The organism is Stenotrophomonas panacihumi, from assembly GCF_001431645.1.
Classification (GTDB): Bacteria; Pseudomonadota; Gammaproteobacteria; order Xanthomonadales; family Xanthomonadaceae; genus Stenotrophomonas_A; species Stenotrophomonas_A panacihumi.
Window position 1 is genome coordinate 18,699 of record NZ_LLXU01000049.1, and the last position, 20,218, is coordinate 38,916.

The 20,218-nt window shown below is 69.3% G+C and carries 22 protein-coding genes; 5 read left to right on the top strand and 17 right to left on the bottom strand.

Translation table 11 applies throughout. From position 1 onward, the window contains the following. The 4 genes from ARC20_RS02335 to purM form a co-directional block, all read right to left on the bottom strand. Window positions 1-714: a DUF3108 domain-containing protein gene (locus ARC20_RS02335; protein WP_237642492.1), complete on the bottom strand. Its 714-nt coding sequence runs from the start codon at window positions 712-714 to the stop codon at window positions 1-3. A 124-nt stretch (window positions 715-838) separates the two neighbouring features. Next, a complete protein-coding gene (gene purN, locus ARC20_RS02340; protein ID WP_057643713.1) occupies window positions 839-1,531 on the bottom strand; it encodes a phosphoribosylglycinamide formyltransferase in 693 nt (230 codons plus the stop codon). Next, entirely contained in the window at window positions 1,528-2,136 is a 609-nt protein-coding gene (locus ARC20_RS02345; protein ID WP_057643716.1) for a DUF2238 domain-containing protein, read from the bottom strand. Before ARC20_RS02345 ends, purN begins: the two co-directional genes overlap by 4 nt. Before the next feature lie 22 nt (window positions 2,137-2,158). Continuing rightward, window positions 2,159-3,187 carry a phosphoribosylformylglycinamidine cyclo-ligase gene (purM, locus tag ARC20_RS02350; protein ID WP_181360148.1) on the bottom strand — a complete coding sequence of 343 codons (1,029 nt, stop codon included), beginning with the start codon at window positions 3,185-3,187 and terminating at the stop codon, window positions 2,159-2,161. Window positions 3,188-3,327: 140 nt separating this feature from the next. On the opposite strand from purM, the gene ARC20_RS02355 reads away from it, so the two are divergent. From ARC20_RS02355 to hda, 3 genes are read left to right on the top strand one after another with little or no spacing between them, the layout of a single operon-like run. Continuing rightward, complete coding sequence (locus tag ARC20_RS02355) at window positions 3,328-4,443, top strand: DUF2066 domain-containing protein (protein ID WP_057643724.1); 1,116 nt, start codon at window positions 3,328-3,330, stop codon at window positions 4,441-4,443. Further along, window positions 4,440-5,612 carry an AI-2E family transporter gene (locus ARC20_RS02360; RefSeq protein WP_057643725.1) on the top strand — a complete coding sequence of 391 codons (1,173 nt, stop codon included), beginning with the start codon at window positions 4,440-4,442 and terminating at the stop codon, window positions 5,610-5,612. The genes ARC20_RS02355 and ARC20_RS02360 overlap by 4 nt, the downstream gene beginning before the upstream one ends. Continuing rightward, window positions 5,609-6,295 carry a DnaA regulatory inactivator Hda gene (gene hda / locus ARC20_RS02365; RefSeq protein ID WP_057643727.1) on the top strand — a complete coding sequence of 229 codons (687 nt, stop codon included), beginning with the start codon at window positions 5,609-5,611 and terminating at the stop codon, window positions 6,293-6,295. Before ARC20_RS02360 ends, hda begins: the two co-directional genes overlap by 4 nt. A 12-nt stretch (window positions 6,296-6,307) precedes the next feature. On the opposite strand, the gene murU is transcribed toward hda, so the two are convergent. The 4 genes from murU to ARC20_RS02385 form a co-directional block, all read right to left on the bottom strand. Beyond that, on the bottom strand, window positions 6,308-7,015 hold the full coding sequence (murU, locus tag ARC20_RS02370; protein ID WP_057643729.1) for an N-acetylmuramate alpha-1-phosphate uridylyltransferase MurU: 708 nt from the start codon (window positions 7,013-7,015) through the stop codon (window positions 6,308-6,310). Then, window positions 7,012-8,037 (bottom strand): aminoglycoside phosphotransferase family protein, encoded by a 1,026-nt coding sequence (locus tag ARC20_RS02375; RefSeq protein WP_057643734.1) that lies wholly within the window; start codon window positions 8,035-8,037, stop codon window positions 7,012-7,014. The genes murU and ARC20_RS02375 overlap by 4 nt, the downstream gene beginning before the upstream one ends. 57 nt (window positions 8,038-8,094) lie before the next feature. Then, window positions 8,095-8,364 (bottom strand): GlsB/YeaQ/YmgE family stress response membrane protein, encoded by a 270-nt coding sequence (locus ARC20_RS02380; RefSeq protein WP_057643738.1) that lies wholly within the window; start codon window positions 8,362-8,364, stop codon window positions 8,095-8,097. Between the two features lie 63 nt (window positions 8,365-8,427). After that, complete coding sequence (locus tag ARC20_RS02385; RefSeq protein WP_057643740.1) at window positions 8,428-9,921, bottom strand: M20 family metallopeptidase; 1,494 nt, start codon at window positions 9,919-9,921, stop codon at window positions 8,428-8,430. 198 nt (window positions 9,922-10,119) lie between these two features. Between ARC20_RS02385 and ARC20_RS02390 the strand changes: the two genes are divergently transcribed. Together ARC20_RS02390 and ARC20_RS02395 are read left to right on the top strand one after the other, a co-directional pair. Next, window positions 10,120-10,470: a ComEA family DNA-binding protein gene (locus ARC20_RS02390; protein WP_057643742.1), complete on the top strand. Its 351-nt coding sequence runs from the start codon at window positions 10,120-10,122 to the stop codon at window positions 10,468-10,470. A gap of 186 nt (window positions 10,471-10,656) precedes the next feature. Next, window positions 10,657-11,265 carry a HutD/Ves family protein gene (locus ARC20_RS02395; RefSeq protein WP_237642488.1) on the top strand — a complete coding sequence of 203 codons (609 nt, stop codon included), beginning with the start codon at window positions 10,657-10,659 and terminating at the stop codon, window positions 11,263-11,265. On the opposite strand, the gene ARC20_RS02400 is transcribed toward ARC20_RS02395, so the two are convergent. The 9 genes from ARC20_RS02400 to ARC20_RS02440 all read right to left on the bottom strand — a co-directional run bounded on the left by ARC20_RS02400 (window position 11,262) and on the right by ARC20_RS02440 (window position 20,211). Beyond that, window positions 11,262-12,857: a sulfite reductase subunit alpha gene (locus tag ARC20_RS02400; RefSeq protein WP_057643748.1), complete on the bottom strand. Its 1,596-nt coding sequence runs from the start codon at window positions 12,855-12,857 to the stop codon at window positions 11,262-11,264. The two genes, ARC20_RS02395 and ARC20_RS02400, sit on opposite strands and share 4 nt — an antisense overlap. Further along, window positions 12,854-13,837, bottom strand: a complete 984-nt coding sequence (locus tag ARC20_RS02405) for an FAD:protein FMN transferase (protein ID WP_057643751.1) — start codon at window positions 13,835-13,837, stop codon at window positions 12,854-12,856. The genes ARC20_RS02400 and ARC20_RS02405 overlap by 4 nt, the downstream gene beginning before the upstream one ends. Before the next feature lie 54 nt (window positions 13,838-13,891). Next, window positions 13,892-14,707: a DUF4198 domain-containing protein gene (locus ARC20_RS02410; protein WP_057643754.1), complete on the bottom strand. Its 816-nt coding sequence runs from the start codon at window positions 14,705-14,707 to the stop codon at window positions 13,892-13,894. Between the two features lie 31 nt (window positions 14,708-14,738). Continuing rightward, window positions 14,739-15,251, bottom strand: coding sequence for a DUF2271 domain-containing protein (locus tag ARC20_RS02415; RefSeq protein WP_057643757.1), 513 nt, complete (start codon window positions 15,249-15,251; stop codon window positions 14,739-14,741). Window positions 15,252-15,269: 18 nt separating this feature from the next. Further along, window positions 15,270-15,908: a PepSY-associated TM helix domain-containing protein gene (locus ARC20_RS02420; RefSeq protein WP_057643760.1), complete on the bottom strand. Its 639-nt coding sequence runs from the start codon at window positions 15,906-15,908 to the stop codon at window positions 15,270-15,272. A gap of 75 nt (window positions 15,909-15,983) precedes the next feature. Next, the gene (locus ARC20_RS02425) at window positions 15,984-16,676 is read right to left on the bottom strand and encodes a Fe2+-dependent dioxygenase (RefSeq protein WP_057643763.1); all 693 of its coding nucleotides are present in this window, start codon (window positions 16,674-16,676) and stop codon (window positions 15,984-15,986) included. Between the two features lie 74 nt (window positions 16,677-16,750). Then, the gene (locus tag ARC20_RS02430) at window positions 16,751-19,042 is read right to left on the bottom strand and encodes a catecholate siderophore receptor Fiu (RefSeq protein ID WP_057643766.1); all 2,292 of its coding nucleotides are present in this window, start codon (window positions 19,040-19,042) and stop codon (window positions 16,751-16,753) included. A gap of 303 nt (window positions 19,043-19,345) precedes the next feature. After that, entirely contained in the window at window positions 19,346-19,678 is a 333-nt protein-coding gene (locus tag ARC20_RS02435) for a non-heme iron oxygenase ferredoxin subunit (protein WP_057643769.1), read from the bottom strand. Next, a complete protein-coding gene (locus tag ARC20_RS02440) occupies window positions 19,675-20,211 on the bottom strand; it encodes a GNAT family N-acetyltransferase (protein WP_057643773.1) in 537 nt (178 codons plus the stop codon). Before ARC20_RS02440 ends, ARC20_RS02435 begins: the two co-directional genes overlap by 4 nt. Between the last annotated feature and the right edge of the window lie 7 nt (window positions 20,212-20,218).

Below are 20,218 nucleotides of genomic sequence, written 5' to 3' on the forward strand. Positions count from 1 at the left end.
TCACACTCCTTGGTATTCGACCAGGCGCAGGTCGATCTCGTCCTCGCCTTTGTCGCGCTGAAGGATGCGCACCGGGGTGGGCACCCCGTTGGCGATCCAGAGAATGGTTTCGTTGTCGCCGCCGTTGGTGCGGAACACCCGCAGGGCGTCGTAGCTGAGGTCGCCGACCTGCACGTTCTCGGTGGCGTCGGCGGCGCGGTATTCGTAGCGGCGCACGCGGCCGACATCGACATAGCGATAGCCGAGCGTGCTGCCGGGGCGGGCATCGCGCATCAGCGAGAGGTTGAGCAGCAGCGCGCTCTGGTCGCCGGGCTCCAGCGCGATGGGCTGGCGGCGTTCCTTCTTCAGGTCGCCGTCCCACTGCGCGGTGCGCGCGTTCCAGTCATAGACGCCGGTGACCTTCTTGCCGAAGAACAGCGCCTTCTTCACCGTGCTCTGGGTCAACGGCACGTAGGTGCCCTCGCGCACGTCGAACACGGTGCTCTGTTCCAGGTTCAGGCCGAGCACGCTGGCAAAGCCCTTGCGGCCGCGCACGGCCATGTCCACGCGCCACTGGTTGCCGCCGACGTGGGTGACCTGCATGGTCGCATCGCCGGCCTCCTTGCCCTTGTAGAACGCCTGGTAGGTGGCCACGAACGGCTCCAGCGCCGGGGCGGTCCAGTCGCTGGCCGGCAGCGCGAGGCTGGCCTGCGCGGGGGCAGGCGACGCGGGCATGGCAACGGGGGCGTCCTGCGCCAGGCCCGGGAAGACGGGCCAGCACAGCAGGGCCAACAGGGCGAGGCGGGGACGGGTCATGCGCATGGGGCGGTAAAGGGCCTTCAGGATGACGGGAGGCAGGTCACGGCAATGTGTCCGCCGCTTCCCGCAGATGTCCGGCGGAATCTAGTCGCAGCGGTGTAAACAGGCACTGACCGTCCAGCATCAGCTGTCCGCCGGCCTCGCGGACCCGGCCGCTGGCGAGCAGGCGCAGGCTGGCGATCAGCAGCGGATGCTCGCGCGCCAGCACGCGCGCGGCGAGGGTGGCGGCATCGTCGCCGGGCAGCACCGGCACGCGCGCCTGGGCCAGCACGGCGCCGGCATCGAGTTCGGGAATCACGAAATGCACGCTCGCGCCGTGCTGGGCGTCGCCGGCCTCGATCGCGCGCGCATGCGTATGCAGGCCGCGGTGGAGCGGCAGCAGCGAAGGGTGGATGTTGACCATGCGCCCGTCGAAACGGCGCACCAGCGCCTCGCCGAGGATGCGCATGTAGCCGGCGCAGACGATCCAGTCCGCGCCGCTGGCGGCCAGCGCGTCGCCGAGCGCGGCGTCGAAGGCCTCGCGGTCGGGATAGTCGCGCGGGCTGGCGGCCCAGCGGCGGTCCGCCGGCACCTTCTGCAGCGCGGCGGCGGTGGGCTTGTCGGAGAACACGCCCACGACCCGGGCGTCCAGCGTGCCGGCGGCGATGGCGTCGAGGATGGCCTGCAGGTTGCTGCCGCGGCCGGAGGCCAGCACGGCGAGCCTGGCAGGCGCGCGGAGGGAGGGGGGGGTCATCGAGCGGAACTCCTCGTCGCCGGCCAGGCCAGCACGCTGCCCACGGTAGCCAGCAGCATGTCGGCATGGGCGTCCCACATGTCGCCCTGCTGGCCGTTATAGGCCTCGGCGGCTTCCGGGGACAGCAGCAGCGCGATCGCCCATTCCAGCCATTCGTAGAGCAGGCTGGTGCACATCACCGCCATCACCGCCAGCACGAAGGCCTGGCGGGGCGATAGCGCGGGCCACCAGCGCCTTGCCACCTGCACCAGCGCCGGGGTGAAGCACAGGCCGTAGAGCAGGTGGATCAGGCGGTCGAAATGGTTGCGGTGCCAGCCGAACGTTTCGCCGGGCGACCAGCCCAGCAATGCCAGGCTCCATTGTTCGTAGGGCACGTTGGAGTAGAGCCAGCGTGCGCCGATGCAGTGCAGGGCGATGAAGCCGCAGACCGCCGCGAACGCGCCGTTGCCGAGCGGCCAGCGCCGGTCAACCAGATACAGCGCGACCAGGCCGACCACGGTGAGGCTGCTATGCAGCGCCTGCTCGACCGGCCACAACGGGCGGATCCAGGTCGCGGCGAACACCGCCAGCACCGTCGCGAGGACGGCCTTCTTTGCCGGGCTCATGGCGCGGGGAGCAGCGCCAGCCTCAGCCGATGTGCACGCGCTCGCCGCCCTCGGCGGCCTTCACCACTTCGCCGATGCGCCAGTGCGACAGGCCCAGCGCGTCGATCGCCTGTTCCAGCGCGGCGGCCTGCGCCGGCGCGGCGACCAGCACGAAGCCGATGCCGCAGTTGAAGGTTCGCCACATTTCGCTGTCGGCCACGGCGCCTTCGCGCTGCAGCCACTGGAACACCGGCGGCAGCGGCCAGCTGCCGGCGCGGATATCCAGGCCCAGGCCGTCCGGGATGACGCGGATGATGTTCTCGGTCAGGCCGCCGCCGGTGACGTGGGCCATGCCGTGGATCGCCTCGCCGTGCGAAGCCAGCAGCGACAGCACCGGCTTGACGTACAGCGCGGTCGGCGCCATCAGCGCGTCGATCAGGCGGGTGCCGTCTTCCAGCACGTGGTCGGCCGGGGCACCGGCGCGCTCGTAGATGCGGCGCACCAGCGAGTAGCCGTTGGAATGCGGGCCGCTGGAGGCGATGCCGACCAGCACGTCGCCCTCGCGCACGCCGGCGCCGTCCAGCAGCTTGGATTTCTCCACCGCCGCCACGCAGAAGCCGGCCAGGTCGTACTCGCCCGGCGGATACATGTCCGGCATCTCGGCGGTTTCGCCGCCGATCAGCGCGCAGCCGGAGAGCTCGCAGCCGCGGGCGATGCCGCCGACCACCGAGGCCGCGGTATCGATGTCCAGCTTGCCGGTGGCGAAGTAGTCCAGGAAGAACAGCGGCTCTGCGCCCTGCACCAGCACGTCGTTGACGCACATGGCGACCAGGTCGATGCCGATGGTGTCGTGGCGGCCCAGCTGCTGGGCGAGCTTGAGCTTGGTGCCCACGCCGTCGGTGCCGGAGACCAGCACCGGCTCCTTGTACTTGCCGGACAGGTCGAACAGCGCGCCGAAACCGCCCAGGCCGCCCATCACCTCGGGGCGGAAGCTGCGCTTGACCAGCGGCTTGATCCGCTCGACGAGGGCATTGCCGGCATCGATGTCGACACCCGCCTCACGGTAGGTCAGCGGCGCGGGAGTAGAGGAGTTCTGGCTGGTCACGGTGGGGTGGGGGCTTCGGCGGCAAGGCCGTGGATTTTAGCAGCCGACGTCCCGGCGTTGGCGCGCGGGGGGCATTCGGGCAACAATTCCCCCGGATGAGCCCAGCAATGGAACCCGCGATGCGCCGCAGTCTTGCCCTCTTTCTGCTCCTGGCCGGCTGCTTGGCCCCCTTCATGGCCGCCGCCCAGGCCGATATGCGTACCGAGGGCGATGTCGCCAAGGCGCAAGGCGCCTACGAGGCCGAGGTGCCGGTGAACAGCCAGAGCGAGGGCGACCGCGCCGGTGCGCTGGCGCGCGCGCTGGGCAGCGTGCTGGCCAAGCTGTCCGGCGACCGCAGCGTGATGGCCCGCCCCGGCGTCGGCCCGGCGCTGCGCAATGCCGGCAACTACGTCGATCACTACGACTACCGCCAGGACCAGGGCACCTCGCCCAGCGGCGCGCCGACCTTCCGCACCATCCTGGTGGCCCGTTTCCGCCAGGACGACGTGGACGGCCTGGTCGCCGCCCTCGGCCTGCCGGTGTGGCCGCAGCCGCGCCCCAAGCCGGTGCTGTGGCTGGCCATCGACGATGGCAGCGGCCCGCGCCTGGTCGGCGTGCAGCAGTCCAATGCCGCGCGCAGCGTGCTCGACCGCGCCGTCGAGCGCGGCTATCGCCTCGGCCTGCCGGGCGGCGACGCCGCCGAGCAGGCGCTGGTCGGCGCGATCTGGCGCCAGGACACCGCCGCCGTGGCGCGTGCCTCGTCCCGCTACAGCCCGCCGATGCAGCTGATCGGCAAGCTCTCGCGTTCGGCCGGTGGCGGCTGGACCGCCGATTGGGCCTTCGTGGACGACGGCAAGGTGCTCTCGACCTGGACCACCACCGACCCGGACGCCCGCCGCGCCATGGCCGGCGGTGCCGACGGCGCCGCCGACGCGCTGGTGAAGCGCTACGCCAAGAAGGTGGATTCCGGCGTGCCGGGCACCTATCGCGCGGTCATTACCGGCCTGCGCAGCGCCGACGACTACCTGCGCGTGTCCGCCGCCCTGCAGAACGTCTCGGTGGTGCGCGCGATCCGCCCGGTGCTCGCCTCCGGCGACCGCCTGGAGCTGGACCTGGATCTGCTGACCGGCCCGGCCGGCCTGAACCGCATGCTGGGTTCCGATAGCCCGATCGAGCCGGTTGCCATGCCCACCGAAGGCCCCGTGCGGCTGGACGGCGAGCGCATGGAGTACCGCCTGAAATGATCAACCAGACCCCGGAAGCGGAAATCGCCCAGTTCCTGCGCAGGCTCAAGTGGGCCGCGCTGGCGGTGGGCGTGCTGTGGGTGATCTGGCTGCTGGCGCCGGTGCTGACGCCGTTCGTGCTGGCGCTGTTGCTGGCCTGGCTGGGCGACCCGCTGGTGGACCGCATCGAGCGCGCCGGGCGTTCGCGCAATGTCGCCGTCACCCTGGTGTTCGTGCTGATGGTGCTGCTGGTGGTGCTGGCGATGATGATCCTGGTGCCGATGATCGAGCGCCAGATCGTCACCCTGATCAATGCGCTGCCGCAGATGCGCGACTGGTTCATCGGCACCGCGGTGCCGTGGATCGAGCAGAAGACCGGGCTGGAGCTGATGAACTGGCTGGACCCGGAGCGGCTGATCGAATGGATCCGCAGCCATTGGGACCAGGCCGGCGGCGTGGCCAAGACCTTCTTCGGCTACCTCTCGCGCTCGGGCTTCGCGATGGTGACCTGGGTGGTGAACCTGGCGCTGCTGCCGATCCTGACGTTCTACTTCCTGCGCGACTGGGACAAGCTGGTCGAGCGCGTGGCCGCGGTGATCCCGCGCAAGTACATCGGCACCGTGACCGGCCTGGCGCTGGAATCCAACGACGTGCTCGGCGCCTTCATCCGCGGCCAGTTCCTGGTGATGATCGCGCTGGGCGTGATCTACGCCGCCGGCCTGTCGCTGGTCGGGTTGAAGCTCGGCCTGCTGATCGGGTTGATCGCCGGCTTGATCAGTTTCATCCCGTACCTGGGCGCCACCACCGGCATCGTGCTGGCGGTGATCGCCGCGCTGGTGCAGGGCCAGGGCTTCGACCTCAAGCTGCTGATCGGCGTGGGCGTGGTGTTCACCGTTGGCCAGCTGATGGAGAGCTACGTGCTCACGCCGCGCATCGTCGGCGACAAGATCGGCCTGCACCCGGTGGCGGTGATCTTCGCGGTGATGGCCGGTGGCCAGCTGTTCGGCTTCCTCGGCATGCTGCTGGCGTTGCCGGTGGCCGCGGTGGCCAACGTGCTGCTGCGCTATGCGCATGCGCGCTATACCGAAAGCGAGCTGTATGCCGGTGACCCGGCGCCGGAGATCGTGCTGACCTCGCGCACGACCGAGACGGTGGTGATCGAAGTGCCGAAGGATCCGAACCAGCCGTGAGCGTGCCGCAGTTGCCGCTGGCCCTGCGCTACCCGCCGGACCAGCGACTGGAAACCTATGTCGGGGCACCGGAGGGCGTGATCGCGCAGCTGCGCGCGATCGCCATCGGCGCGCGTGCGGACTGGATCTTCCTTGCCGGCCCGGCCGGCAGCGGCAAGACGCACCTGGCGCTGTCGCTGTGCGCGGCGGCCGAGCAGGCCGGGCGGCGGGCGGCATACCTGCCGCTGGTCGCGGCGGCGGGGCGCTTGCGCGAGGCATTGGAGTCGCTGGAAGGGCACGAGGTCATCGCGCTCGATGGCCTGGACGTGATCGCCGGCCAGCGCGAAGACGAAGTGGCGTTGTTCGATTTCCACAACCGCGCGCGCGCCGCCGGCGTGGTGTTGCTTTACACCGCCCGGGCGATGCCCGATGGGCTGCCGCTGGGGTTGCCCGACCTGCGCTCGCGGCTGTCGCAGTGCGTGCGGATCGGCTTGCCGGCACTCGACGATGCAGGCCGCACCGCGGTGCTGCGCGAGCGTGCGCAGCGGCGCGGGCTGGTGATCGACGATGCGGCGATCGAATGGCTGCTGACGCACAGCGGGCGCGACCTGGCCGGGCTGGTGGCGTTGCTGGACCGGCTGGACCGCGAGTCGCTGGCGGCGAAGCGGCGGATCACGGTGCCGTTCCTGCGCAGCGTGCTGTAACCCGAAACGCGCCTACGCGGAGCGCAGCTGCGCATCCAGTTCGGACAGGCGCTGCGGCGTACCGACATCCGTCCAGCGCCCGGCATGGTATTCGCCGCTCACGTCACCCGCGTCCATGTGCGCGCGCAGGATCGGCGCCAGCCGGAAGCGCGGCTTGCCGTTCGCCGCCACGCCGGCATCCGCGTCGGTATGCGTGCGCCAATCGGCCAGCAGCTGTGGCCGGTAGAGCCCGATGCCCGAATAGGTCAGCCGCCGCGCGCCGTCTCGATGCAGCAGGCCGTCCTCGTCCAGCGCGAAATCCCCGGCCGGCGCCTGCACCGGCGGCGCGACCATCACCAGGTGCGCCAACCCGCGCGGTTCGCGTGGCAGCCGGGCGAAATCGTAGTCGCTCCACACATCGCCATTGACCAGCAGGAAAGGCGCATCGCCGAGCAACGGGAGCGCGTTGAGCATGCCGCCACCGGTTTCCAGCGGCGTCTCGCCTTCGTAGGCGTATTCGATGTGCACGCCGAAGCGCGCGCCGTCGCCCAGTACTTCCGGGAAGCGCGGCGCCAGCCACGAGGTATTGACCACCACCTCGCGCACGTCGATCGCCGCCAGCTTCTCCAGGTGCCACGCGATCAGCGCCTTGCCGCCGGCTTCCAGCAGCGGCTTGGGCGTGTGGGTGGTCAGCGGGCGCATGCGTTCGCCCAGCCCCGCCGCGAAGATCAGTGCCTTCACGAGGTGATGGCCTGCGCCGCGCGTTCGGCCAGGGCGGGCCTGATCTTGGTGTCGAGCAGTTCCTGCAGTGGCTGCAGCTGCGCGTGGCGCGGCAGCACTTCCTCCAGATAGGCGATGAAGCGCGGGATGTTGGCGAGATACCAGCCCTTGCCGTCGCGATAGTTCAGGCGGCAGAAGATGCCGAGGTTCTTCAGGTGGCGCTGCACGCCCATCCAGTCGGCGTCGCGCAGGAAGCGCTCCAGCGGCGGCACGGGCAAACCGGCGTCCTGCGCGCGGGCGTGGTAACGCTGCAGCCAGCCATCCACGCGCGACAGCGGCCAGCTCACCGAGGTGTCCTTGAACAGGCTGATCGGGTCGTAGGCGATCGGCCCGCGCACGCAGTCCTGGAAATCGAGCACGGCCGGGCCATCGTCCACCGGCATCAGGTTGCGCGGCATGAAATCGCGATGCACCAGCACCTTGCGCTGGCCGAGCGCGTTGTCCATCAGCCGGCGCTGCGCGATCTCCAGCAGGTCCGATTCGTCGCACGCCAGCGTGATGCCGAGGTGGCGGACGAGGAACCATTCCTCGAACAACCCGGCGTCGCGCTGCAGCAGTGTTTCGCCGAACTCGCCCATGCCCTCGGGCGGGGCGATGCGCTGCAGGCGCAGCAGCTGCTCGATGGCGCCGTCGAACAGGGCGTCGGCGTTGTCTTCGTCCAGCACCTGCGCCAGCGTCGGGCCGCCGAGGTCTTCCAGCAGCAGGAAGCCGGCGTCCACGTCGGCCTCGATCACCTGCGGCACGCGCACGCCGCCGCCGAGCAGCAGCTCGCGCATGCGCAGCCACGGGCGCGGGTCGTCCAGGCCGGGCGGTGAATCCATCACGATACGGCTCGGCTGGCCGGCGGCCTCGCTGCGCCAGTAGCTGCGCATGCCGGCGTCGACCGAGGCGCGTACCAGCGTGGCGGACGCGTCGCCCAGCGCCTGGCGGAGCCATTGCAGGCGCTGCGTGGCGCGCGAGTCGGTGTCGGGCAGGTCGGACATGGTGGGCTCGGGCACGGAAAGGGCGGCGCGGGCGCCGTCGAAGAACAGGAAGGGAACTCAGCGGCGGCCGCTGAACAAGCGCAGCAGCGCGAGGATGGCCACCGCGCCCAGCAGGGCACCGATGAAGCCGGCCGGTTCGCCGGCGCGATACCAGCCCATGTGCTGGCCGAACCAGCCCGCCAGCACCGCGCCGGCGATGCCGAGCAGGATCGTCAGCAGGCAGCCCAGCCGCTGCGGGCCGGGCGAGATGAAACGCGCGAGCAGGCCGACCACGAAGCCGACCAGGATGATGTAAAGCCAGCTGTCGCTGCCGAACAGGCCACCCATGCGCGCCATCCGTCGAAGAGGAGGACGCAGCCTAGCAAGGCCAGGTCGCGTCCGTCATCGGCCTCAGCAGCAGCCGTGGCCGCCGTGGCGGGTGCCGCTGTCGGCGGCGACCGGCGAGCCGCTGGTCTCGCCGCGCAGGCACGCGGCATGGTGCTCGGAGATCACCTTGGCCACGCAGGCGGTGACGCGCTTGCCCATCGGGATGTGCAGGAATTCGTTGGGGCCATGCGCGTTGGAGTGCGGGCCGAGCACGCCGGTGATCATGAACTGCGCGCCCGGGAACTTCTCGCCGAGCATGCCCATGAACGGGATCGAGCCGCCTTCGCCCATGTACATCGCCGGCTTGCCGAAGAACGCCTGGCTGGCGTCGTCGATGGCCTGGGTCAGCCACGGCGCCATCGCCGGGGCGTTCCAGCCGGTGGACGCCTTCTCCAGGTCCAGCGTGACCTGCGCGCCGTTCGGCGGTTCGCGCAGCAGCGCTTCCTTGAGCAGCTCGCCGCACTTCTTGCCATCGGCGGTGGGCGGCAGGCGCAGCGAGAGCTTCACCGCGGTCTGCGGGCGCAGCACGTTGCCGGCCGACTCCAGCGGCGGCATGCCGCCCACGCCGGTGACCGACAGCGCCGGGCGCCAGGTGCGGTTGAGCACCAGCTCGGTGAGGTCCTCGCTCATCGGCTGCAGGCCCTTGACCAGCGGGAACTTGTCGAAGATCGCCGTGTCCAGCACCTGCGCGGCGTTGCGCGCCTGGCCCAGGCGCTCTTCCGGCACTTCCACGTGCAGGCCTTCGAGCAGGATGCGGCCGGTCTTCTCGTCCTCGATGCGCGACAGCAGCTGGCGCAGCAGGCGGAAGCTCGACGGCACCACGCCGGAGGCATCGCCCGAATGCACGCCTTCCTCCAGCACCTTCACCGTGAGGTTGCCGCCGGTGAGGCCGCGCAGCGAGGTGGTGCACCACAGCTGCTCATAGTTGCCGCAGCCCGAATCCAGGCACACCACCAGCGAGGGCTTGCCGATGCGGTCGGCGAGGTGGTCCACGTAGGCCGGCAGGTCATAGCTGCCCGATTCCTCGCACGCTTCGATCAGGATCACGCAGCGCGCATGCGGCAGGTTCTGCTCGCGCAGCGCCTGCACGGCGGCCAGCGAGCCGAAGATCGCGTAACCGTCGTCGGCGCCGCCGCGGCCGTACAGCTTGTCGCCGCGCAGCACCGGCTTCCACGGGCCCAGGTCCGGGTCCCAGCCGGTCATTTCCGGCTGCTTGTCCAGGTGGCCGTACAGCAGCACGGTGTCGTCGCCGGTTTCCGGGCCGCTGGCCGGGATCTCCAGCAGGATCAGCGGCGTGCGGCCTTCCAGGCGCACCACCTCGACCTTCAGCCCGTCGATCTTCTGCGCGCGCGCCCAGGTTTCCATCAGCGTCACGGCCTGGTCCATGTAGCCGTTCTTGACCCAGTCGGCGTCGAACATCGGCGACTTGTTGGGGATGCGGATGTACTCGACCAACTGGGGAACGATGTCCTGGTCCCATTTGTCGCTGAGGTATTGGCCGATCTTGGCGCTGTCCATGGGAAAAACTCCGGGTGAATGCGGAAAGCGCCCATTCTACGCCCGCGACAGGGGGTAGGTATTTTCCTACACGGCGTCACGCTCTTTACCTGCTGTGCACACGCGAGCGGGGCGATAGGCTGGGTTCATGTGGCGCGGGACACTGGTTGGGCCGGAAGGAACGACGGCTTATCCATCCAAGTCACAAGGAGTGTCGCAATGAAGTCTTTTGCCGTAGCTGCAAGGGCCCTGATGTTCGGGCTGCTGCTGTCGATCCCCGCCATGGCAGGCGCAAAGGTCGATATCAACAGCGCAACCGTCGAGGAGCTGGATCAGGTGCTGGTCAATGTCGGGCCTTCCAAGGCCAAGGCGATTGTCGAGCACCGTGAAGCCCACGGGCCCTTCAAGAGCGCCGAGGACCTGGCGCAGGTCAAAGGGATCGGACTGAGTACCGTCGAACGGAATCGGGACCTCATCGAGGTCGGCGCCGGAAAGGCGCCCGGGAAGGCTCCAGTGAAGGAGCAGGGCAAGGCGGCAAGCGCACCGGCGGAGCCGGTCACGAGACAGTAGGAACAGGGATCGCAGGGATACGGCTCGACGCAGGATGCGTGGCCGAGCGCCATCTAGGCAGGAAGTCTAGGGGAAGGCTGGATGCCGACAAGGATGTGACCGCCCGGTGTCGCACAGGATGTGCCGCCGGGCGATTCTTTTTGGGGCTTCCGCAATCCCTTGCGGCGCATGCGGCAGAATGCCCGCATGGACTTCCTGAACACGCCCAGCCGCGTCATCCCCGCCGTCGACTATCGCCGCGAACGCTGGCGCAACCAGCAAGGCTGGACGCGCGAGATCCTGCGCATGGGGCCGCCCGGCGAAGACTGGGCGCTGCGGCTGTCGATCGCCGAGATCGAGCAGGACGCCGACTTCTCCGCTTTCCCCGGCATCGATCGCGAGCTGGTACTGCTGCATGGCAACGGCATGCGGCTGTGTTTCGATGGAGGGGAAACCGTCACGTTGCTGCCGCCGCACCAGCGGCTGCGCTTTCCTGGCGAGGCCGCGCTGCGCGGTGAACTGGTCGACGGCCCGACGCACGACTTCAACCTGATGTGGCGCCGCGACCTGCTGCAGGCGACGCTGTTGCACCGGCCGCTGGTCGGTCCGATGCTGTTCTTCAGCGAGCCGGGCGTGGCGTGGGCGATCCACCTGCTGGGCGGGAACGCGCGCTTTGAATCCGAAGTGGCGTTGCCGCCGCTGGAAGGTGGCGATACCGCCTGGCTTGGTGCCGGTGCGCGCACGCGATACGCCCTGCACGGGGCCGGTGAATTGCTGGCCATCCGCATCGAGCCGCGGACCGGCGCCGCCGGCTAGTACACGTCGCGCCGGTAGCGGCCTTCGGCGAGCAGCCTTTCGCGGACGTCGCTGCCCAGGACTTGTTCCAGTACCGCGTCCACCGCCGGCGCCATGCCGCGCAGGCTGCCGCAGACATAGAGCGAAGCGCCCGTCGCGATCCACGCGCCCAGGTCGTTGGCCGCGGCGGCCAGGGCATCCTGCACATAGCGGTGCTCGCCGCCATCGCGCGAATACACCATGTCCAGGCGCCCGATCTCGCCGGCCGCCTGCCAGCGCCGCAGGTCGTCGGCGAAGTGGTTGTCGTGGGCGGCATGGCGCTCGCCGAACAGCAGCCAGTTGTGGGTATCGCCGGCCGCGATTCGCTCGGCCAGGTGCGCGCGCAGGCCGGCGATGCCGGTGCCGTTGCCGATCAGGATCAGCGGGCGATTCGTTTCCGGCGCGTGGAAGCCCGGGCTGGCGCGCAGGCGAAGGGCGATCGTGCCGCCTACCTTGGCGTGCTCGCACAGCCAGCCGCTGCCCAGGCCGGGTTGGCCATCGGCGCCGAGCTGGCGACGCACGAGCAGGTCCAGCCGGCGTTCGGCCGGAATGCTGGCGATGGAGTATTCGCGATGCGGCAGCGGCTGCAGGCGATAAACCCAATCCTCCAGCGGTGCATCGGTGGCTTCCTGCCATTGGGAGCGGGCGACCCAGTCGCGCAACGGCTCGCCGTGGACGAGGCGTCCGCCATCGAGATGGTTCGCCGCCAGGAAGCGGGCGACGGTCGTATCGCCATGGCGCGGGCCGATCTCGGCGATGTCGCCGGCCTGCCACGTCGGCCATGTGCCGTCCGCCGGCTGCAGGGAAATCCGGAACACCGCGCCGTGGTCGCAGCCCGGGTTGGTCTGCTCGCGGGCCTGCAGGCGCCAGGCCTGGTATTGCGGGCGTTCCCAGTCCGCCTGGGCGGTGCCGTCGCCGAGCTGCCCGAGCAGGTACTGCCAGTGGCGCAGGGTGCCGGGATCCGCGTTGTCGACTTCGACGCGGTCGAACAACGCATGCGCGCCCCGGTGCGAGAGCCATTCGTCGAGCTGGCGGCCGAAGGCGCAGAAGTCGTCGTAGCTGCGGTCGCCCAGGGCCAGCAGGCCGTAGCGCAGGCGCGGGAGTGCCTCCACCTGCGGCTGGGTCTGGCGCAGGAAGGCGAGGGCGTGGTCGGGCGGGTCGCCCTCGCCGGTGGTGCTGACGACGAACAGCACGCGCTCGGCGGCGCGCAGGGTCTTGGCGTCCAGTGACTGCAGCGGAACCGATTGCGCCGCCACGCCGCCGGCGCGCAACGCGTCGACGCTGCGTTCGGCCAGCTCGGCGGCAAAGCCGGTCTGGCTGGCCCAGGCCACGATCAGCGGCGCGTCATCGCCGGCTTTGACGCGTGGCCCGCGCGCGCGCCAGGCAATGGCCAGGCACAGCGCGGCATAGGCCAGCACGCTGCCGGCGGCCGCCTGCCACTGCCAGGCCATGGCCGCGCCCGGCCACCAGTCGGCATCACCGTGCAGGCGCAGCAGCAGGCCGCCGGCCAAGGCGAGCAGGCCCATCACCGCGGCGTTGCCCAGCCACGTCCGCCACGACGACTGCGCGCTCACGCCGTCGCCTCGAGCAGTGCCTCGAAGGCAGAACTCATGCTTTCCCGCAGGCCGCCCGCATCGCGCGCGAGGAAGCGCACGGCCAGTTGCAGCCGTTCGGCGAGCGCCAGGCCTTGCTCCGGGCCGAGCACGGTCATCGCGGTGGCCCAGGCGTCCGCGCGCGTGGTGTCGGCCGCCGCCACGGTCACCGCCGCCGGCGCGCGCGGCACGGGGCGGCGCAGCCGGGGATCGAAGGTGTGCGAATAGCGTTCGTCGTTGGCATCGAAGTGATGCCAGCGATCGCCGGAGGTGGCGACCGCGAGGTCGCGCAGGGTGAGCACGCGTGGCGGCAGTTCGGAGGCGAGGTCCTCTTCGGGCGCCGATTCGACCAGCACCCGCCACGGCTGGCCATCGGGCTTGTCGCCGTAGCCGTACAGTTCGCCGCCCACTTCGACCAGCGCGGCTTCCACGCCGGCATGGCGCAGGTACGCGGCGACTGCATCGACGCCGTATCCCTTGGCGATGGCGGAAAGATCCAGCTCCATGCCGCCGGGTTGCAACAGCTCGCGGCTGCCTGCATCCCACACCAGCCGGCACCAGCCCACGCGCGTGGCGGTGGCGGCGCGCTCGGCGTCCGAGGGCACGCGCATCGGTCCGCGCGAGGCGCCGAAACCCCACAGCGCCACCATCGGGCCCAGCGTCGGGTCGAACGCGCCCTGGCTGGCTTGCGCCACTTCCAGCGCCACCGACATGACGTGCGCGAAGCCGGTGGGCAGTCGCTGCAGCGTGCCCCGCGCGGCACGGTTGTAGCGGCTGATGTCCGAATCCGCTTCCCAGTTGCTCATCTGCGCCACGACATCGTCCAGCGTCGCCTGGATGCCGGCGTGCAGCCCGTGCAGGTCGCGCCCGCGGCGTACCGACAGGCGCACGCCCCAGGTCGTGCCCATGGTGGTGCCGCCGAGGCCGGCGACTTCGCGGTCGAGGAGCGTGTCGTGGTTCATGCGAAAGGGGGCGTGGCGTGCCGGGGAGAGAGCCGGCACGCCGCGCCGGCTGCCTTACTGCGGCAGCACTTCGAGCGTGGCGACGTAGCTCAGGCGACGCTGCTTGGCCTGCTTCACCGAGGTCTTGCTGTCCTGGGTGGTGACTTCCAGCCAGTACATGCCGGCTTCCGGCCAGGTCACGCTGAAGTTGCCCTGCGCGTCGGTGGTCACCTTGATCTCGTCCTGCGCGTTGCGATAGCGCGTCGCGCCGCGGATGATCTCCACTTCCAGGCCGGCGGCCGGCTTGCCGTCGACCTGCAGCTTGAACTTCGCCGCTTCACCGGCGAACAGGTCGTTGGGATGCGTCACCGGCACCAGCTCCAGGCCCTGGCCGCTCGGCTTGAGCGCGGTCTGGTTCGGCGCGCCGTTGGTGACGAAGGTTTCCACGCGGCCGAGCTGCTGCGACACCTGCAGGTCCTTCGCATTCTTCGGCACCTCGGTGGCGAAGCTGGCCTCGTTGCCGCGCCAGCGCTTGGGCTTGCCGTCGTCCTGCTTCCAGCTGGCCATCAGGCCGCTGTTGATCACGCTCAGGCGGTAGGTACCGGCCTGGGCCAGCTCGACATCGAACACGCTGCGGAACTTGCCCGTCGCCGGGTTTTGCGGCTGCACCTGGCTGCCGTCCGGCGCGGTGATCACCAGGCCGTCCAGGCGCAGCGGCACGTGGTTGAGGTAGAACAGGTCGTTGGACACCGCGGCATCGACGCTGATCCACGGATTCTCGCCGGCGATGACGGTCTGCGACGGCAGCAGCCACGCCTTGTGGGCGAGGGCGGCCGGGGCCAGCGCCAGCAACGCGGTGGCGGCGAGCACGGTAAGGGCGGAACGCTTCATCGGAACTCCTTGGGTGATGACGGAAGACGGATTACGGACGCACCGCGACGCTGACCGCGCCGAGTTCGCTGCTGCCCTGGGCCTTGCCCTGCTGCGCACCGGCGCCCCACTTGAAAGGCACCTTCAGCAGCTCGCGGCCGCCTACTTCGCGCACGGCTTCCACGACGAGGGTGTACTCGCCGGCCGCCAGGCCCTGCAGCTGCGCGTCGCCGAAGGAGAGTGCGTGCGCACCGGCCGGACGGGTCGGGCCGCTGACGCCATCGATCGGCAGCTGCGCGCTGCGGCCGCTCTTGCGCCACCACTGGCGCAGGTCGGGCAGCCACTTGGTGCCGTGGCCTTCGTTGGTGTCGCGGAACTGGTACCACACGGCCAGGTTGCGCGCGGTCTGCGCGTCGGCTCCTTCGATCCACACCGCCACATACGGGCGGTGGTACTCGGCGACGTTGAGCTTGGGGATCTCCACGTTGACGTCGAGCGTGGCGGCATAGGCCGGCGTGGCCACCAGGCCGCAGGTGGTGATCGCAAGGGTGATCGTGGCGCGCATGGGATGTCTCCGGAACGGTCAGTGGATGAGGAGCAGGGCGATCAGCACCGGCAGCAGCAGACCGAGGCCGACCAGCGGCCAGGTCATGCGGCGCTGGCGCGCATGCATCTGCAGCAGGAACAGGCCGGTGATGGCGAATACGAGGCAGGCGATGGCGAACAGGTCGATGAACCAGCCCCAGGCCGGGCCCGCGTTGCGACCCTTGTGCAGGTCGTTGAAATAGGAAATCCAGCCACGCTGGGTGCGTTCGTATTCCACCGCGCCGGTCTCGCGGTCGATGCTCAGCCAGGCGTCCTCGCCCGGCGCGGGCATCGACAGGTAGACCTCCTCGGCGGACCACTCGGCCTGCTTGCCGGACAACCGCAGCGACAGCTCACCGGACAACCAGCCCGATACCGAGGCCGGCAACGGCGCGTGGCCTTCTTCCGGGCCCTTCAGGCGTTCGAGCATCGGCGCGGGCAAGCTCAACCGATGATTGCTGACCTGCGGCTTGGCCTCGATCAGCGCGGCGTGGTTGAGCGTCAGTCCGGTCGCCGCGAACAGCAGCATGCCGACCAGGCACATCGCCGAGCTGATCCAGTGCCACTGGTGCAGCGTGCGCAGCCAGAAGCCGCGGCGTTGCTGTTGCGTGGCGAGATCGGAGGAGGAATCGGACAAGCCAGCCACTACCGGGGAGGGGAGATCGCCATTCTATCCAATTGAGAATGGATCGCAATTACAGAAGGTGGCGGATCAGGTCTCCGACCAGCCGCGCAACAGGTTGTGATAGACGTTGGTCAGGCGCAGCAGCGCCTCGCGGTCCGCGCCGGAGTGCGTCAGCGACTGGATGGCGCCGTCCAGCTCGAACAGCATCTGCCGCTGCTGCCCATCGCGCACCAGGCTCTGCACCCAGAAGAACGAGGCGATGCGCGCGCCCTGCGTCACCGGCATGACGCGATGCAGGCTGCTGGAGGGATACAGGATCAGGTCGCCCGCCGGCAGCTTCACCTCGTGCTCGCCGTAGGCGTCGTGGACGATCAACTCACCGCCCTCGTATTCCTCCGGTTCGCTCAGGAACAGCGTGCAGGAGAGATCGCTGCGCACGCTTACCGGCAGTTGACCTTCGCCGCCGCTGACCGTCATCACCGAACCATCGACATGGAAGCCGTAATGGCCGCCGCCCTCGTAGCGGTTGAAGCGGGGCGGCACGGTGCGCAACGGCAACGCCGCCGCGAAGTACAGGGGGCTGCGCGACAGCGCATTGAGCACCGCCTGGCCAAGCTGTTGCTTCAGCGGCGAGGCATCGGGCAGCTGCAGGTTGCGCTTGACCTGCGCCCCCTGCGCGCCGACCGTCTCGCGGCCGTCGGTCCATTCCGCCGCGTCCAGCTCGCGACGGAAACGCGCCACTTCCTCGGCGCCCAGGATGCCCGGAATGTGCAGCAGCATGGTGTTCTCCCTGCATGCGGACGCCTCCACGAGGGAGGCGTCCTGGGGTGACTACGCGTGGTCGACGTGGCCGGTCAGAAGCGCAGGTTGGCCGTCAGCGTGAAGGTGCGCGGGGCACCCGGGCTGTAGCGGTAACCGCTCTTGTTGATGCCGGCGACGTATTCCTTGTCGAACAGATTGTAGGCGTTCAAGCGCAGGTCGAAGTTCTCCGAGAACGGGTAGGTGATGACCGCGTCCCACACCGTGTACGACTTCACGAATGCCGGCGTGCCAATGGCGCCGTCGGTGCCACGCTTCATCTCGCCGCTGTAGCGCACGCCGCCGCCGATGGTCAGCTTGAACGGCAGGGTGTACGTGGTCCACGCGGTGAACGCGCTGTCCGGGGTGTAGCTCAGGTCGGTCGAACCGTCCTGGGCCACCTTGGTGCCTTCCTCGACCTGCGCGTCCATCTTCGTGTAGCCCGCCGAGACCGACCAGTTGTCGGTGATGCGGCCCACCGCCGACAGCTCCACGCCTTCCACGCGCTTCTCGCCGGTCTGGTAGTAGATGTTCGGGTTGGTCGGGTCCGGCGCGATCTCGTTGGTCACGTCGGTGCGGAACAGCGCCATCGAGACCAGCAGGCCCTGGTCGAAGAAGCTCCACTTGGTGCCGATTTCAGCCGTCTTGGCCTTCTGCGGATCCAGGTTGGGGTTGTTGAGGTTGTTTGCCGCCGTGCTCAGCTCCAGCGCGCTGCCGCCCGGGGGCTGCTGCGAGACGGCGTAGTTGGCGTAGATGCTGACATCCTCGTTGGCCTTGTAGACCGCGCCGAGCTTCCAGTTGAACAGCGTGTCCTTGGCGTTGGCATTCACGCCCGGCACGATGGTGCCGGTGGGCTGCGTGCCGCAGACCGGGCCGCCGCGGCCGCCGCAAGCCACCAGGCTGTCGAAGTCGGTGTCGTAGCGATCCACGCGCACGCCACCGGTCACCAGGAAGTTTTCACCGAACTTCAGCGTGTCGAACGCGTATGCCGAGTACGTGGTGGTGCGGCCTTCGGAGTAGGCGCCGTTGCGGCCCCAGACCAGGCCGTCGACGTTCCAGTCCGGGTTGTACAGGTTGGCGGCCGGCCATGCGCCGCTCTTGGTCGCCACGCCCCAGCTCTTGAGCTCCTCGCGGGTGGCTTCCACGCCGGTGCTCAGGTTGTGCTCGACCGAACCGGTGGTGAAATCCCAGCGCAGGTTCAGCTGGTCGGTGATGATCGTGTACTCCTGGTCCTTGAAGGTCGGCGTGCTGCGCGCGACGGTCCAGGTGGACGGATCATTCGGGTTAGGCGTCAGCAGGTTCGCCGCGGTCACCATGAACGCGGTGAGCATGTAGTCCTGCTCGTTCTGGCCCCAACGCGCGGTGTTGGTCAGCTTCAGGCTGTCGGAGAAGTCGTGCTCGAAGCGGAAGGTCGCCATCTTCGACTCGATGTCGTCATGGTCGTGGCGCGTGCCGTAGAAGTTCTCCGGATCCACCTTCGGCGCATTGGCCAGCCACGGACGGGCCGCATCCGGCGAGGAATAGCCGGGCAGGCCGATGGTCGGCACGCTGCCGTCCGGGACGTTGTCCTGCTTCACGTACAGCAGGTTGAGGTAGTAGCGGGTGGCGCCATCCAGGCCGAACGCCAGCGAAGGCGCGATGCCCCAGCGCTTGTTCTCGACGTGGTCGCGGCCGACGGCATCGCTGTCCTGGCCCATCACGTTCAGGCGGAACGCCGCGCCCGGATTGCCCAGCGTCTGGTTCCAGTCTGCGGTGACGCGGCGCTGGCCGTCCACGCCGCCGGTCAGCGAGGCGGTGGTGGCGTTGGTGCCGAACGGCTGCTTGGTGATCAGGTTGATCGCGCCGGTCGGCGCGCTGCGACCATTGTCGGTGCCCGCCGGGCCCTTGGTCACTTCGATCTGCTCGATGTTGAACACGTCGCGCGAGACCGAGCCGAGGTCACGGATGCCGTCCACGAAAATGCTGGAGGAGCTGTCGAAGCCGCGCATGTACACCGTGTCACCGGTGCTGGTGTTGCCGTTCTCGCCGACATAGAAGGTGCCCACGCCCGGGCTGTTGCGCAGCGCCTCGGTCAGCGTGGTGGCGCCCTGCTCGTTGAACAGGTCCTTGCTGATGATGTTGACCGTCTGCGGGGTGTCCTGCAGCGGCTGGGTGAACTTCGGAGAGGCGGGCGTCTCGACGAGGTAGCGCTTGGCGCGCTCGGCCTGGACGTCGACCTTGTCGAGCGTCTTGGGGTTGTCGGCCGCCTCGGCGTGCACCAGCGGGGCTGCCAGCAGCAAGGCAGCGGCGGTCAGGGTGGTAGCGCCGGCGGAACGGGGGAGGGCGTGCTTGCGGCTCTTGATGCTCATGTGTCTGCAATCCTGTAGACGGTGCGACATGGCGTCCGTTGGGGGGGCGGTGCCGGATGTCGGGCAATGGAATGGCGTGCCGGGGCGCGGCAAGGTCGGCTACGCGGCGCGACATTCTTTGTCAAATGCGAATCGTTTGCAATGCCATTTGCGAGGGATTCGCGTTCTGCCGATGCAACTCAGACTTCCGCGGGCGTGCGAATCGGCCCCCAACGGCCGGGTGGCGCGCGGGAGGGAACTCGATTTGGCGGGGCGGGGTCGATGCGCGAGGTAGAAAAAAGGGGCCGCGCGGCCCCTTTGTTTCTAATCGCGATCGTCGCGGGTCCAGATCCCGCCTTCCTCGACCTTTACCGGGAACTTGGCCACCGGCGAATAGGCGGGCGGGCACAGCGGCCGGCCGTCCTTGATGTCGAAGCGTGCCCCGTGCAGCAGGCATTCGATGCTGCCCTCGGCCGGATCGAACGTGCCGGGCGACAATTCGTAGTCCTCGTGGCTGCACCGGTCTTCCAGCGCGTAGAAAGCCCCGTCGAGGTTGAACACGACGATCGGCGTGTCCGTGACTTCGTCCCAGACGTTCTTCAGCTCGCCCGGCAGCAGCTCGGCGGTGCCGCAGACATAGGTCCAGTTCCCGCTCACGAGGCCACGCCCAGCGCTTTTTCCAGGATCTCGAAGCGCAGGTCGTCGCGCAGCGGGATGCCGAAGCGCGCGTCGCCATACGGGAACGGCTTGGTGACGCCGGTGCGCCGGTAGCCCCGGCGTTCGTAGAAGGCGATCAGTTCGGCGCGCACGTCGATCACGGTCATCCGCATCAGCGCGTGGCCCCATTGCTGCAGCACGATGCGCTCGGCCTCGCCCATCAGCTGCTTGCCGACGCCGCCGCCCTGCAGGGTGGGGCTGACCGAAAACATGCCGAAGTAGCCGGCGTCGCCGTCGTCGGAGATATGCGCGCAGGCGATCAGCTCGCCGTCGCGCTCGGCCAGCAGGACCAGGCTGCGGTCGCGCAGGATGTCCTGTCGCAGGATCTCCGGGTCGATGCGTGCGCCGTCGAGCAGGTCGGCTTCAGTGGTCCAGCCGACGCGGCTGGCGTCGCCGCGGTAGGCGGAAGTCACCAGGGCCACGAGGGCGTCGACATCGGCGACGGTGGCGGTGCGGAAAGTCAGGGTGTGCATGGCGCGA